Genomic DNA, 15702 nt, shown 5'->3' on the forward strand with positions numbered 1-15702 from the left:
TATAGAAAGGGTGATAATCATTATGATAGCTCTAAATTTTGAGTATTTAATGAACAAAATCCCTGAAATTAATTACACTTACTCCGAAGGCGTAGTAAAGAATGTTATAGGTCTTACTATTGAAGTTCAAGGGATAACAGCTTTTGTTGGTGAAGTGTGTAATATCTATAATAAATTAAATGAAGAAATTCCTTGTGAAGTTGTTGGATTTCGAGATAAGGATGTAATATTAATGCCCCTTGGTGAACTTGTGGGTATATCAGCTGGATGTAGAGTGGTACCTACTGGTAGCCCACTTAACGTTAAGTGTTCTGATGAATTGTTTGGAAAAGTCTTGGATGGGCTTGGAAATCCATTAAATGGTTCCGAAATTACAAGTTATACAACATATTCATTAAATGCATCACCACCGGATCCTTTAAAGAGACGTAGAATAACTGAGATTTTGCCTACTGGAATTAGGGCAATTGATGGTTTTTTAACTTGTGGAGAAGGACAAAGAGTCGGTATATTTGCAGGTAGTGGCGTAGGTAAGAGTACAACACTAGGGATGCTTGCAAGGGGAGCAAAAGCTGATGTAAATGTTATTGCACTTATTGGAGAAAGAGGACGTGAGGTTAGGGATTTTCTTGAAAAAGATTTAGGTGAAGAGGGTATGAAAAAATCAATTATTGTATGTGCAACTTCAGATAAATCAGCCCTAGTAAGATTAAAAGGGGCATTTACAGCGACTGCCATTGCAGAATATTTTAGGGATCAAGGGAAAAAAGTTATTTTAATGATGGATTCAGTTACAAGGTTTGCAATGGCGCAAAGGGAAATAGGACTTGCAATAGGCGAGCCTCCAGCTAGTAAAGGGTATACTCCGTCGGTGTTTGCAATGTTGCCTAAATTAATGGAAAGAAGTGGAATGTCAGATAAGGGATCTATTACAGCTTTTTATACAGTACTTGTAGATGGTGACGATTTCAATGAACCAATAGCTGATGCTGTAAGGGGAATACTTGATGGTCATATTGTTTTATCTAGAGCCCTAGCTGGTAAAAATCATTTTCCTGCTATTGATGTTTTAAATAGTATTAGTAGGTTAATGTCTGAAATTACTACTGTAGATCATAAAAAAGCTGCTTCTACAGCAAGAGATCTTATGGCAACCTATAAAGACTCTGAAGATTTAATAAATATAGGGGCCTATGTAAAGGGAAGTAATAAAAAAATAGATAATGCAATTAAGTATAATGACAACATAGAGGCTTATTTAAAGCAAGGAATGAACGAGAATACAGATATAAAGGTTAGTTTAGATGTTCTGAAAAATATGTTTGATTAGTTTTTTTTGGAAGGGGGAATTTTATTGGCTGATGTATACAAGTTTAGTTTACAAAAACTTCTTGATATTAGAAAAGATTTTGAGGATAAAAGCAAACTTAAATTTAAAGAAGCGCAAAGAGAGAAAGATATGGTAGAAAAAGAGATAAATGATTTAAAAGAAAAGTATAAAAGTCATAAAAATATAGATTCTTTTGAATCAGTTATTAATCAAAAAATAACACAAAATTATTTAAATGCTTTAAATTTCGCAATTGATAAAAATACAATAGTCTTTGAGGATAAAGAAAAGATATTAGAGAAAAGAAGAGAAGAATTAAAAAAATGCCAGGTTGAAAAAAAGACTGTTGAGATTTTAAAAGAGAATCAGAAAATTGCTTTTTTAAAAGAACAAAATCTAGTAGAACAAAAGAGCAATGATGAGTTTGCGCTTTTTGCTTTTATTAGAAATAATCATCGGCAAAGGAGGTGAAATAAGTGAATGTAAATAGCAATATAATTACAAATCCTAAATCTAATTATAAAAGTCCTGGATTATCAAAAGATTATAGCAAAAAAGAAGAATTTAAAACAACTTTAGATGGTCAACAATATCGATCTACAAACAAAAATGCCAGCTCAAAATACAGTGAAAACCAAAAATCAGATAAAAAAAATAATGAAAACAAGAGCGATAATGTTTCTAATATCAAAGTTAAAGATCTTGCCGCAAAGGAAACAGACAACTCAACCAATAATAAAGAAGTAGGTGGAGTTGAATTAAAACAAAACACTGAAAAATTGTCAAAAGAGTTGGTAGGCGAAGATAAGACCTCAGATGATGCTGAAGAGATACAGCAGATGTTACAATCATTAATTTTTATGCTTCAAAATATTCCTGAAACTACGGATGTTGTTAAAGGTGAAAATGAACTTAATTCTACTAATTTAGAATCTTTAATTAATCTAAAACCATCAATTAAACTAGAACCTTCAATAGACGGGAATAAATTAGTCTCAAAGGAAAATAACACTCTAGAAAACAAGATCAGTGAAATAGTAAATTTGATGAAAACTCTAAAAGAAAGTAATGAATTATCACCTGAGATAAAAGATATGTTGAAAAGCAAGCTTAATCAAGTAATATCACTTGCAGAAAACTCAAAAGCAAGTAACGTTGTTTCGGATCAAATACTTAGTGTCATGAAAAAACTAACTAGTGAAGTTAATGATGGTAATGGAGAGTTAGGTATATTAAAAAATCTTAGGTTTCAAAATATTTCAGTTAATAGTGAGGAAAAATCAATCAAAGATAATCTATTAACAGAGTTAAGTTCTCAGAACACAAAGATAATTTCTGAAATTTCTCCAAATAAGCAAATGCCTAGTTCAGCTGATACTAGTGGAAATAATAAAAATTCAGGTAATAGCTCCTTTGAAGAAAAGTTTCTTAAAAGTTTAATGGGTGAGGATAAGGATGAAACAAAAATATCAAAAGCAGTAAATTTTATGAATCAATTTGAGTCTGTAAAAACTTCAGAAACGCCAAAAATTGTTGCTTCAAACAATTTAGTCATTGATAAAAATAATTTTGAAGTTGATGTGATTAAAAATATAAAATTCATGGAAATTAATAATATTAAAAATCTAACAGTAAAAATGAATCCTAAGGAACTTGGAGAAGTAACAATTAGGCTTACTATGGAAAGCGGAATTATGAAAGCAAGTATATCTGCTCAAAATAAGGAAACCTTTAATTTGTTAAACCTAAACATTCAAGATATTAGTGATAGATTGAAAAACATGGATATTAAAATTCAAAGCTTAGACATAAATATTTATCAGGATTCAACCTTTTTTAGTAAAGACTCTAGTAATAGAAATAACAATGAAAACCAAAACAACACCGCAAGTACAAATGTGGATTTAGATGAAGAAGATATTTCTATAACAAGCGATAACGTTATAGAAGAAAATCAGGTAAATGAATTCGTTTAATTATATTAAAATATAAGAATGCTTAAGGGGTGATTGAAATGACAACTGATGCGACAACAGGACTAACAAATTCTGAAATAGCAAGTTTAGCAAGGGCTACAAGCAGAGGTACTAAAATTGTGAAAAAAGGTCAAGAAATGGATCAAAATTCATTTTTAAAAATACTTTCTGCAGAACTTACCAACCAAGATCCTACTAATGCTAAGGATGGTACAGAATTTGTAGCTCAAATGGCTCAATTTGCGTCTCTAGAGCAAATGACCAATATAAATAGCTCTATATCTTTTTCAACCTCAACTTCGCTGGTTGGTAAAGTGGTAGCTTTTAGCAGTTATGATTCAAATGGAGTGCAATACGGGGGCACTGTTAAGGCAGTTTTCCAGGAATCCGGTGCAACCTATATGGCAGTAAAACTCTCAGATGGTTCAGTAAAAGATTTTCCAGCTGACACTTTAACAGATGTTATAGATGTGCCAGATAACACATTAGAGTATTTAAATGGTAATATGGTGTTTTCTGCGGCTATTAGTTTAATTGGTAAGCAAGTTAAGACTGTAACTTTAGACGATGGTGTAGCATATTCAGGAACGGTTAAAAGTGTATTTAAAGATACTACAGGAATTAAATTAACAATAGCTTATGATAAAGATGGTGTAGAAACAACTAAAGACATAAACTATGAGGATATTTCAAAGGCAGAATAATAAAAGTATTTAATTAAGATAGTAAGGTGAGGTTCAATATGTCGTATAGAGTGATAAATGGTAAACTTTACTCAAATGTAGACTTTACTGAGTATTCAGCAGAGGGACTTAAAAGTAAAAATGTTAAGGCAAATGAAGATAAAAACATCTTTAGTAAAATTTTAGATAAGCAGATAAAAAATGAAGAATCTTTCACTATATCTTCCCATGCAGCTCAAAGACTTAATAGTAGAAATATTGATTTTAATGATGATGATTTGAAGAAGATTAATGAAGGGATAAACATGGCTAACAAAAAAGGTGTAAAACAATCCTTAATAATGTATAAGGATATGGCACTAATTACTAGTATAAAAAACAGGACCGTAATTACGGCTTTAGACAAAAATGAAAGTCAAGGGAAAATAATAACCAATATAGATAGTGTAGTTATGATATAGGCCGGACCTTTTAGGAAGCTTAACTTTGTGGAATGATAGAAGCAAAGGGATAAAATATAATTACAAATAAATTTTGGAATACGATTCTATTAAAATACAAAAACAAAACGGGGGTAATATTATGTTAAGATCATTATACTCAGGAATAAGTGGAATGAAGGTTAATCAGGTTAAATTGGACGTTATTGCAAATAATATAGCAAATGTTGGGACTACAGCTTTCAAAAGCTCAAGAGTTAGATTTCAGGATATGGTAAGTCAAAGTATGTCTCAAGCCTTAGCTCCCGGAACTAATCAGGGTGGAGTTAACCCAAAACAAGTAGGACTTGGAGTACAAGTTGCGGGAATAGATACTATGGTAGGGCAAGGAATGATGCAACCAACTTCTAGAAATCTTGATGTGGCTATGGATGGTGAAGGTTACTTGATGCTTGGTAAAGGGCAAACACCTAAAGGAACTGCAGTTGTAGGAATTATAGATGCAGCGGCACCTACAACCACTACAACTGGTGCAACTGCTTCAGGGGTTGCATTAAATACTGACAGTACAGTTGGTGCAACTAATGGACTAAACTTATCTTATACAAGAGATGGTGCTTTAACATTGGATAATGAAGGTAATTTATTGAATTCTGACGGATTAAGGATATTAGGATATTCAGTTACTGATGGCACAAGTGTAAGTTTAGATTATGATATTAATGGAAAATCAGTTTCAAAATATGTTAACGCAGATGACAAAGGTATCAAGACATCTCCTAATTTACTTCCACTTGTTATTCCAGACACTATTTATGTTCCTGGTACCCCTGCAATAGCAGCTGTTGCTGCAAATGGTACTACACCTGCTGTTGTTGGTGTTGCTGCAACTCTTGGTACTACTGCAAGAATTACAACATTTTCAATAGAAAAAGACGGAACAATAAAAGCTGTTTTAGATAGTGGTAAAGTGGCAGTTCTTGGACAAATTGCTATGGTATCCTTTAAGAATCCTGCAGGGCTTGAGAAAGTAGGGGGAAATGTGGTTACTAATACCTCCAATTCTGGTGAGCCAGTAATAAGATCAGGGGTTGGAACTACAACAAACAATAATAGCGCAGGCTATGGCGACATGCTTCAAGGAATGCTTGAAATGTCAAATGTTGATTTAGCTGAACAGTTTACAGATATGATAGTATCACAAAGGGCTTTCCAAGCATCAGGTAAAGCAATTACTACAGGAGATGAGATATTACAAGAAATAATAGGTCTTAAAAGATAGTATAATTTAGCTAATTAAAATTAATTTGTAGTAAGTCTCAAATGCTTTTAGTATTTGGGACTTACCAAATTTTTTATAACTTATTCTTATTAATATTTAATAATTAATACTACATAAAATATCATAGGAGGTCCCATGATAAAACTTACGGGTTTCAATAAAAAAGAATTTATTTTAAATGCTGAAATTATAGAAAAAATTGAAATAATGCCAGAGACATTAATAACGTTAATAAACGGCAAGAAATACATAGTTATTGAGAGTACAGATGAAGTAATTGAAAAAGTTGTTAAATATAAAAAGAGGATATTCTCTGGGGAGTTTTAGGAGGCAATAGGATGAAAAAACATGATATATCGACCACTATTGGGCTTATAGCGGGGACTGGCTTAACCTTTTGGGGAATGGCTGCTGGTGGAACTAATTTAATAATATTTTTTGACCCGGCGTCAATAGCAATTACAGTTGGGGGATCGTTTGCGGCGTTACTTATAGCATACCCTGTTTCAGCAATGAAGAAAGTAATGACGCTTATTATACAATCTTTTAAAGAAAGTACATCATCAAATACAGAGATTATTGATAGTTTTACAAACTTGTCTAAAAAAGCAAGAAGAGAAGGTCTTTTATCTCTTGAAGATGAAATGTCTACTCTCACTAATGAATTTCTGAAAAAAGGACTACAAATGGTGGTGGATGGGCTAGAACCCGAAACTATAAAAGATATTATGGAACTGGAAATAGGTGAGATGGAAAGAAGGCATACTGATGGAGCTAATATGTTAAAAGCATGGGCAGCTTATGCACCAGCTTTTGGTATGATAGGAACCCTAGTAGGACTTATTCAGATGCTCGCCAATTTAAGTGATTCATCGGCCCTTGCTTCTGGTATGGGAAAAGCTTTAATAACTACATTTTATGGTGCGTTACTTGCAAACATAATTTTAGTTCCTATGGCGCAGAATTTAAATTATAAATCGAGCATTGAAGTAAATAATCGAGAGATGATGCTTGAGGGAATACTTGCAATTCAATCTGGAGTAAATCCGAGAATTGTTGAAGAAAAATTAATGTCTTACCTAGCACCAAACGAGAGAATTAAATTTGTTGCAGATCATGCTAAAGAGGCTGAGGTGACAGAAAATGTCTAGAAAAAAAAGTGGCGGCGAAGAGATGCGAACAGATGGCTGGATGGCTACATTTGCTGATACAATGACACTGCTTCTTACTTTCTTCGTTTTATTGTATTCATTTTCTACAGTTGATGCAGCAAAATTTAAACAAATAGCATCATCACTTCAATCAGTATTGACTGGTGAAAGTGGGAAAAGTGTATTAGATTCTACAGTGAAAAGTGGAGAGGTTCCAGTGGTGGGGGAATCCGTGCCATCTACAACGCCCTCAACAACTAATAGTACTGAAGACATGTATAAAAAAGTTCAAGCCTTCGTAAAGGATAAAAAACTAGATAATACTGTAGTAATAAAATCCGATAAACGAGGAGTTATAATCCAGCTTAGGGAAAATATTATATTTGAAAGTGGGAAAGCAAACATTATAGATAAAAGTAAACCGGTTTTAAATTCAATATATACTTTAATATCTGCATTTCCTAATGATATTGTAATAGAAGGCCATACAGACAATATACCAATTAGCAATTATGAGTACAAAAACAATTGGCAATTATCTTCTGCTAGAGCACTTACAGTACTTGAATATTTTGTAGGAGGAAAGGCTCAAGCTAAGCAGGAACGATTTACATCAGTTGCATATGGTCAATACAAACCAATAGTCGCTAATAATAGCGATGCGAATAGGGCTTTAAATAGAAGAGTAAATATTTTAATTGTCGCAAGCGACGAGGAGGCGAATACAAAGTGAGTGAGAAAGTAAAAAAAGGTGGAAATAGTTTCAAAATAATAATTATAGTATTACTAGTATTGATTATAGTTGGCGGGGGTGCGTTTGCAGGTTTTTATTTCCTTGGCAATAAAAATGAAGTGGCTACTACAACAAAACCAAAAGTTGTGCAAACTAATGAGGTAACTTATTCTTTAGATGAATGTACACTTAATTTAACAAATGAAGATGGATTTTTATATCTTAAGGTTTTAGTTTTCATTGGTTACGAAGATAATGCAGATTTAGCTGCTGAACTCGAAACAAAAAAACCAATAATAAGAGATACCGTTATAGCATCTCTTAGAGCGAAAAAAGATACGGATTTTACTACAAAAGGTGTCGAGCTTATAAAAACTGAGCTTATTGCAAGAATAAATCCACTCTTATCAAAAGGGAAAATTTCTCACGTATATATTAATGATATAGTGATAAGCAGGTGATAAAATGATAGATGGTCAATTTTGGTTATTAATTATAAAGATTATAATATTCTTACCATTCATATTATTTATTTTATATTTATCATTAAAATATGGTGGAAATAAACTTCTAAAATTACAAGATGGAAGATATATGAAAATATTGGACAGAGTAGCACTATCTAAGGAAAATAGCATAATAGTTGTAAAAATTGGTCAAAAGGCATATGCTATGTCATCAAGTTCAAAAGAGGTTAACATTTTGTTTGAAGTGCCAAAGGATGAAATTATTAATATTGAAAGCACTAAAGAGCTACCTCAATATGAAGACATGAAGGAATTATTTAAAAAACATATTTTGAAAAAGAAAACAAATCTTGAAAAAGAAACAAATGAGGAAGTTAAATATGAAATTAAAAAATAAAAATTTGTTTATTTTTGCTCTTGCTCTGGGGATAATCTGTGTAACTACTATAGGCATTGTAAATGCAACTACATTGCCGATACCAAATATAAATATTTCAGTTGATAATGCAAACTCACCTAAAGAGTATGTTGATAATATTAAGTTATTAATGCTGCTTACTGTACTTACACTGTTACCATCAATAATTATAATGTCTACTAGTTTTGTAAGAATAATTATAGTATTATCATTATTCAAAAGTGCAATTGGCGTTCAACAGGCAATACCTAAAGAAGTTATAATTGGATTAGCACTATTTTTAACATTTTTCACTATGGCGCCAACTTTTACAAAAGTAAATACTGAGGCTTTAACTCCCTATTTAAATAATAAAATAACCCAATCTGTTGCCATTGAAAAGGGGTCCAAGCCCATGAGAGATTTCATGTTAAGGCAGACCAGATCAAAAGATTTAAAACTTTTTTTAGAAGTTGGGAAACTAGAAGATAAAGTTACTAATGTGGTTGATGCTAATGGGAAAGAAATTCTTACAAATGGGAAACCGAAACCCACTTACGACAAAGTCCCACTATACGCAGTGGTTCCAGCTTTTATTATAAGTGAACTTAGGAGAGCTTTTGAAATGGGCTTTTTACTGTTTATCCCTTTTATTATAATAGATATTGTTACGGGAAGTATTCTTATGGCTATGGGAATGATGATGTTACCACCAGTTATGATTTCGCTCCCATTTAAATTATTGTTATTCATTATGGTTGATGGTTGGAATTTACTAGTAAAATCATTAATTATGAGTTTTAGTTGAGGTGAATTAAATGACAGAGGATATTGTTTTATCTGTGGTAAAAGATGCTATTGCAACTGCAATATTAGTATCTGCTCCTATTTTAGTTGTGGCTACTTTAGTAGGATTAATAATAAGTATATTTCAAGCTACCACTCAAATCCAAGAGCAAACATTAACATTTGTTCCAAAATTACTTGCTGTTGCACTAATTGGATTATTAATGGGCAGTTGGATGCTTCACTTAATGATTTCTTTTACAACAAGAATTTTTGAACTTATTGCTAATATGGGAGGCTAGGTGGAAACTATTGACGAATACTGCTTATTATTTAGGATTTATACTTGTAATGTTAAGAATATCATCATTTTTTATGAGTATTCCAATTTTCTTTCCTAAGTCTGCACCTGCGCTTGTAAAGGTTGGATTTTGTGCAGTTTTTACATTTTTGATAATGCCAGGAGTTAATTATGAAAATGTAAATCTAATAAGTACTAATGGTACACTCATAATATTTTGTATATCGGAAGTTGTAACAGGGTTACTTCTCGGATACATAACTAAATTTTGCTTTTTCTCAGCACAAATGGCTGGTCAGTTTATGGATTTCCAGGTTGGATTTTCTATGATGAGTATGTTTGACCCTATATCAAATGAGAATGTTACTTTACTTGGAACGTTACTTTATAGGATAAGCATGGTAATGTTTTTTGTTGTAGATGGTCATCATATGTTAATTAGAGCGATAATTGATTCTTTTAATGTTGTTGAAATTGGAAAGTTTATATTAGCGCAGGGAACAGCTATGATGATGGTAAAAATATTTATAGAGTTTTTCACACTGGGACTCAAAATAGCAATACCAATTATTTTAATAATTATTATAACAGATTTAAGTATGGGACTTGTATCAAGAACAGTGCCAGCGCTAAATGTTATGATTTTAGGTATGCCAATTAAAATACTTGTAGGCCTGAGCTGTTTTGCCCTAGTACTACCTGCAATGATTAATTTGATAGTAAATTCATTTTATACCATTCCTGATATAATTAAAGCTTTTTATAGGGTAATACCAATGCTTGTTTTTATTTCAGCGGATAGTGGAGAAAAAACTGAAGAGGCTACTCCAAAAAAGAAAAGTGAATCAAAGAAAAAAGGTCAAGTAGCAAAGTCTAAGGAATTATCTTCAACATTTACGCTTCTAACAGTAACACTTTTAATGATTACTTTAGGTGGTTATACTTTTTCTAACATAAAAGATACATTAAGTCTTTTTTTAAGCAATTATTTATCATTTACTCTTACTGAATTTACTTTTAAAACTGTGTTACTTGTATCACTTATGAAATTCGGACTTATAATTTTACCAATTGTAGTTCCTATTATGATTATGGGAATAGTTGCAAGCTTAATACAATCTGGTTTTATATTAACAGGAGAACCACTTAAACCTGATTTTAAAAAGTTAAATCCAGTAAGTGGTTTTAAGAAGATTTTTTCTATGAGATCAGTTGTGGATCTAATTAAAAATTTAGCCATAGTATCAACTATAGGTTATGTATCTTATACTTTTGTTAAAGATAATTATTTAGATATAATGAGATATGGAAGTCTTAAAATTGAGGCGATTTTAGGGGTATTCGGAAGTTTAGTTGTAGATATATTTTTTAAGATTAGCCTCATTATGCTTATAATATCTATAATTGATTTTACTTATCAGAAATATAAGCATAATAAAGAATTAAAAATGAGTGTTCAAGAAATCAAAGAAGAATATAAGCAACAAGAAGGAGACCCACAAATTAAATCGAAAATAAGGCAAAAGCAAAGAGAGATGGCATCTAATAGAATGATGCAAGATGTTCCTGATGCTACAGTAGTTATTACAAATCCTACTCATTTAGCTATTGCTATAAAATATGAGCAAGGTGGAGAAGGTGCACCTATAGTTGTTGCCATTGGTGCGGATAATGTGGCTATAAAAATAAAAGAGATTGCAAGCGAAAATGATATACCGATTATTGAAAACAAACCTTTAGCTAGGCTCATATACAATGAATTAGAGGTAGGCTCAGAAATCCCAACGGATATGTATCAAGCAGTAGCTGAGATATTGGCATTGGTGTATAAACTCAAGAAAAAAATGTAAAGGATGATATTTGTGGCTGAAAAATCAAGATACAACATTAAAAATAATTTAGATGTGTTAGTAGCATTTGGTGTAATAGCGATAGTTTTAATGATTATTATCCCACTACCACCAGCGCTTCTTGATGTGATAATTGCAATTAATATTACATTAGCAGTAATAATATTACTACTAACAATGTTTACAACAGAAGTTTTGCAGTTTTCAGTTTTCCCAACGCTACTTCTTATTACAACACTTTTAAGACTAGCGTTAAATATTTCATCTACTAGGCTTGTACTTACAGAGGCTTATGCGGGTGAAATAATCGAGGCCTTTGGTTCATTTGTTGTTGGCGGTAATTATGTAGTTGGAGTAATTATCTTCTTAATAATAATCATTATACAATTTGTTGTAATTACAGCTGGAGCAGGTAGAGTTTCTGAAGTTTCGGCTAGGTTTACTCTAGATGCTATGCCTGGTAAACAGATGTCGATCGATGCAGATCTAAACGCAGGTGTAATAACTGAAGAACAGGCAAGAGAGAGAAGGACAAAATTGCAAGATGAAGCTAGTTTTTATGGAGCTATGGATGGAGCTTCTAAATTCGTAAAGGGTGATGCTATTGCCGGGATAATTATTACAATGATAAATATTTTTGGCGGTATAATTATAGGCGTAGTTATGCTTGGAATGCCAATTGCAACGGCTGCAACAACTTATGTAAGGCTTACAGTAGGTGATGGCCTTGTAGGTCAGATACCAGCCCTTTTAATATCAACTGCTTCCGGTATATTGGTTACTAGATCAGGTAGCAATGTAAATTTAGGAAGTCAAATAACTTCTCAGCTTACTGCATTCCCAAAAGTTATTGCATTAGGCTCAGTTACATTATTGGTTTTGGCTGCAATTCCAGGAATGCCTCATGTTGTTTTCATATTGCTCTCAATTGGAATGGCAACAAGTGCGTATTTCTTAAACAAAGATGAAAAAGATCAAAAAATTATAAAAATAGAGAATGATGAACAAGAAAATTATGAAACTGAAAATAGAGAACCGGAAAATGTAATGAGTTTGATATCTGTAGAGCCTATGGAAATAGAAATAGGTTATGGATTAATACCCCTAGCAGATGAGGCCACAGGAGGAGATTTATTACAAAGAATAGCTTCAGTTAGGAGACAATGCGCACTGGAGATGGGGATTGTTGTCCAACCCATTAGAATTAAAGATAATTTGCAACTAAAAACAAACGAATATGTGGTTAAAATTCGTGGCACCGTTATAATTAAAGGAGATTTAATGCCTAGTATGTTACTCTGCATTGACCCAGGGTCTGAAGATATCACAATTCAAGGAATTAACACTATTGAACCAACATTTGGATTGCCAGCAGTATGGATAAATAACGATCAGAGAGAAGATGCTGAAATCAAAGGATTAACAGTTGTAGATCCAACGACAGTAATGGTCACTCATTTAACTGAAACTATCAAAAGTCATGCCTTCGAACTGTTAGGTAGACAAGAAACTAAGTTATTAATAGATTCAGTAAAAGAAAAATATAATACAGTGGTTGAAGAACTAATACCAGACCTTATGACAATTGGAGAGGTGCAAAAAGTACTCCAGAGTCTCCTCAAAGAGAAGGTAGCTATAAAGGACATGGTAACTATTCTAGAGTCCTTAGCAGACAATGCTAGAATAACTAAGGATATAGAAGTACTAACAGAATATGTTCGTTTCTCTCTAGGAAGAAGTATCTGTAATGGTCTAGTTGATGATAATGGAAGCATTACTATTATAACGCTGGCACCTGAAGTTGAGAACATTATCTCAAGTAATATTCAAAAATCTATACAAGGATCTTTCCCAGCAGTAGATCCAGAGACTACAGGGAAAATTCTAAATTCTATTAAGAATAATATCAACACAATTTATTTTCACAATAATCAACCAGTTATACTGGTATCTCCAAAAATAAGACCAGCATTTAGAAGGTTGATTGAAATGGTATTCCCAAATGTTTGTGTGCTTTCACTTAATGAGATACCAAATGAAGTTGATATTAAAACTGAAGGAGTTGTGACGCTACAATGATTATAAAACGATATGTTGTGAGTAGCATGAATGAAGCCATGACAAGAATTAGATATGAATTAGGCACAGATGCTGTAATAATAAGTCAAAGAAAAATCCGTAAGCCTGGAATAAAAGGATTCTTTAGCGCAAAACGTATAGAAGTTACCGCTGCTGTAGAAAATCAAATAAATGAGTTAGATTCAAATGTTGTAAATAATGAAATAGCAAGTAATGTAGAAAGTAGTAAGACATTACTTGCTAAAACATTAAGTAATGAAGGATTTAACAGTAATGTTCTTAGTAGTTTAGAAGCAATTAAAAAAGTTGTGGAACAGGAAAATGCAGGTAAAAACTCTTCAAAAGAGGTTCAAACGCCAATCAAAGTAGTAAATAAGGATATAAAGCTCGTACCTGAAAAAAGCATAGATAAAGATGACGATTACTCAAAGAATTTAATGAGTGAAATGATGAAAATGAAAACTATGATAAGTGAACTCTCCCTTGGGAGGGAGCTCTCCCTTGGGAGAGAACTATCCCTCGGGAGGGAGACCTCACATGTAGGTGAGGTCTCCAAGGGTAGTAAAAGTGAGATAGAAAAAATATTAGAAGAAAATGATGTAGATAAAGAAATAATTCGAAATATAATAGTTAAAATTAAGGAAATTGAATTTCAAGATAGTGAAGCTAAGGATAATGAGGTTAAGGATAATAAAAATCACAGCAGCGATTATGAAAAATTGAAAATTGTCTTAAAGGAAATGATTCATGTTACTAGTCCTAAATTGGAGGGCAAAATAGTGCTAGTGGGGCCAACAGGGGTTGGAAAAACGACGACTATAGCAAAACTTGCAGGCCTTCTAGCTTTAATTCAGAAAAGAAAAGTAGGACTTATAACAGTAGATACATACAGAATTGGTGCAGTAGAGCAGCTTAAAACATATGCAGACATTATGAACATACCTTTTCAAGTAGTATATAATGTTAGCGATATGGACAAGGCTATTGAGAGCATGAGCGAATGTGAAGTTATATTAATTGATACTACTGGACGAAGTAGTAAAAATAGAATGCAAATTTCTGAATTAAGAACTTTTGTAGAAAAGGTTGACACGAAAAATATTAATTTAGTATTAAGTGCTACTACCAAAAACAAAGACATTAAATATATTATTGAAGGATATCAAATTTTAAACTATAATAGTATAATAGTAACTAAATTAGACGAAACTTCCACTTATGGTTCCATACTGAACATATTAGAAACTGCAAAGGTTCCGCTGAGTTTTGTATCAACTGGCCAGAATGTACCTGATGATATTAAGGAGTTATCCACTGACAAAATTGTTAGGCTTATATTAGGAGAGGATACAGTATGCTAGACCAAGCTCAAAGACTTAGACAAATGGCAGGGGAAAATAGTGATAATGATGCACAAAATAAGCCAAGAATTATAACTGTTACTTCGGGTAAAGGTGGAGTAGGTAAAAGCAATATAGTGGTTAATTTATCTATAGCGTTGCAGAAAATGGGTAAGAAAGTTATGATTTTCGATGCGGATATAGGTATGGGAAATGATGATATTTTAATGGGATGTTCATCTAAATATAACGTGTTCGATGTTATATTTAATAATAAGGAAATTGAAGAAGTTGTTTTAACAGGGCCTTTTGGCGTAAAACTCCTTCCAGGAGGGTCTGCACTTACAAAAGTTGAGGATTTGACAGAAGTTCAAAGAAATTTATTTTTGGACAAGCTTACAGCACTAACTGGACTTGATTACATAATAATGGATACCGGGGCTGGCGTTAACAAAAGTGTTTTAGGGTTTATTGCTTGTTGTGATGATTTAGTAATTGTAACAACACCCGAACCTACATCGCTCACGGATGCATATAGTTTACTAAAAGCTGTTAAACATTTTAACATTAAAAATTCTGCTAAAGTTATAGTCAATAGATCCTTAGACAATAATGAAGCTAATATTACATTTAAGAAATTTAATAATGCTGTTGTTAAATTTTTGAATATGGAATTATATTATTTAGGCAAAATAGGTGAAGATAGAAAATTATCTTATGCAGTAAGAGCTCAGCAACCTGTAATTGTTAGTTATCCCGGTTCTGAGGCAGCTCATGATATAAATAAAATAGCAAGTGAAATTAACGGAATAAAAAGTAAACCAAGTGGTATAGGACTCGAGGGATTGTTTAAAAAAATGTTCAGCATTTTTTCATAAGGGGTGTGG

Annotated in this window: 17 protein-coding genes; all 17 read left to right on the forward strand. The window is 32.3% G+C overall.

Annotated elements, in window-relative coordinates; genetic code table 11:
* The first annotated feature begins 22 nt into the window (after positions 1-22).
* Positions 23-1330, forward strand: coding sequence for a flagellar protein export ATPase FliI (fliI, locus tag KPL55_RS09620; RefSeq protein ID WP_216306494.1), 1308 nt, complete (start codon positions 23-25; stop codon positions 1328-1330).
* A gap of 24 nt (positions 1331-1354) precedes the next feature.
* Positions 1355-1801: a flagellar export protein FliJ gene (gene fliJ / locus KPL55_RS09625; protein ID WP_216306495.1), complete on the forward strand. Its 447-nt coding sequence runs from the start codon at positions 1355-1357 to the stop codon at positions 1799-1801.
* Between the two features lie 5 nt (positions 1802-1806).
* The gene (locus tag KPL55_RS26530) at positions 1807-3306 is read left to right on the forward strand and encodes a flagellar hook-length control protein FliK (RefSeq protein ID WP_216306496.1); all 1500 of its coding nucleotides are present in this window, start codon (positions 1807-1809) and stop codon (positions 3304-3306) included.
* 38 nt (positions 3307-3344) lie between these two features.
* Positions 3345-4010: a flagellar hook capping FlgD N-terminal domain-containing protein gene (locus KPL55_RS09635; protein ID WP_216306497.1), complete on the forward strand. Its 666-nt coding sequence runs from the start codon at positions 3345-3347 to the stop codon at positions 4008-4010.
* A gap of 38 nt (positions 4011-4048) precedes the next feature.
* Positions 4049-4450, forward strand: coding sequence for a TIGR02530 family flagellar biosynthesis protein (locus KPL55_RS09640; RefSeq protein ID WP_216306498.1), 402 nt, complete (start codon positions 4049-4051; stop codon positions 4448-4450).
* Between the two features lie 121 nt (positions 4451-4571).
* Entirely contained in the window at positions 4572-5711 is a 1140-nt protein-coding gene (locus tag KPL55_RS09645; protein ID WP_216306499.1) for a flagellar hook-basal body complex protein, read from the forward strand.
* A gap of 135 nt (positions 5712-5846) precedes the next feature.
* Positions 5847-6038, forward strand: coding sequence for a flagellar FlbD family protein (locus KPL55_RS09650; protein WP_216306500.1), 192 nt, complete (start codon positions 5847-5849; stop codon positions 6036-6038).
* Positions 6039-6049: 11 nt separating this feature from the next.
* Positions 6050-6862: a motility protein A gene (locus tag KPL55_RS09655; RefSeq protein WP_216306501.1), complete on the forward strand. Its 813-nt coding sequence runs from the start codon at positions 6050-6052 to the stop codon at positions 6860-6862.
* Positions 6855-7595: a flagellar motor protein MotB gene (locus KPL55_RS09660; protein ID WP_216306502.1), complete on the forward strand. Its 741-nt coding sequence runs from the start codon at positions 6855-6857 to the stop codon at positions 7593-7595. The genes KPL55_RS09655 and KPL55_RS09660 overlap by 8 nt, the downstream gene beginning before the upstream one ends.
* Complete coding sequence (locus KPL55_RS09665; protein ID WP_216306503.1) at positions 7592-8056, forward strand: flagellar basal body-associated FliL family protein; 465 nt, start codon at positions 7592-7594, stop codon at positions 8054-8056. Before KPL55_RS09660 ends, KPL55_RS09665 begins: the two co-directional genes overlap by 4 nt.
* Positions 8057-8060: 4 nt before the next feature.
* Positions 8061-8459 (forward strand): flagellar biosynthetic protein FliO, encoded by a 399-nt coding sequence (fliO, locus tag KPL55_RS09670; RefSeq protein ID WP_246599374.1) that lies wholly within the window; start codon positions 8061-8063, stop codon positions 8457-8459.
* Positions 8443-9267: a flagellar type III secretion system pore protein FliP gene (gene fliP, locus KPL55_RS09675; RefSeq protein ID WP_376770436.1), complete on the forward strand. Its 825-nt coding sequence runs from the start codon at positions 8443-8445 to the stop codon at positions 9265-9267. Before fliO ends, fliP begins: the two co-directional genes overlap by 17 nt.
* Before the next feature lie 10 nt (positions 9268-9277).
* Positions 9278-9547, forward strand: coding sequence for a flagellar biosynthesis protein FliQ (fliQ, locus tag KPL55_RS09680; protein ID WP_216306505.1), 270 nt, complete (start codon positions 9278-9280; stop codon positions 9545-9547).
* Between the two features lie 10 nt (positions 9548-9557).
* Positions 9558-11396 carry a fused FliR family export protein/FlhB family type III secretion system protein gene (locus KPL55_RS09685; RefSeq protein ID WP_216306506.1) on the forward strand — a complete coding sequence of 613 codons (1839 nt, stop codon included), beginning with the start codon at positions 9558-9560 and terminating at the stop codon, positions 11394-11396.
* Between the two features lie 3 nt (positions 11397-11399).
* Positions 11400-13475, forward strand: coding sequence for a flagellar biosynthesis protein FlhA (gene flhA / locus KPL55_RS09690; RefSeq protein WP_216306507.1), 2076 nt, complete (start codon positions 11400-11402; stop codon positions 13473-13475).
* Positions 13472-14836 (forward strand): flagellar biosynthesis GTPase FlhF, encoded by a 1365-nt coding sequence (gene flhF, locus KPL55_RS09695; protein WP_216306508.1) that lies wholly within the window; start codon positions 13472-13474, stop codon positions 14834-14836. The genes flhA and flhF overlap by 4 nt, the downstream gene beginning before the upstream one ends.
* Positions 14830-15693 (forward strand): MinD/ParA family protein, encoded by an 864-nt coding sequence (locus KPL55_RS09700; protein ID WP_216306509.1) that lies wholly within the window; start codon positions 14830-14832, stop codon positions 15691-15693. Before flhF ends, KPL55_RS09700 begins: the two co-directional genes overlap by 7 nt.
* Positions 15694-15702: the final 9 nt, after the last annotated feature.

Origin of the sequence: Clostridium lacusfryxellense, from assembly GCF_018861735.1 — a bacterium.
GTDB classification, from domain to species: domain Bacteria; phylum Bacillota; class Clostridia; order Clostridiales; family Clostridiaceae; genus Clostridium_AD; species Clostridium_AD lacusfryxellense.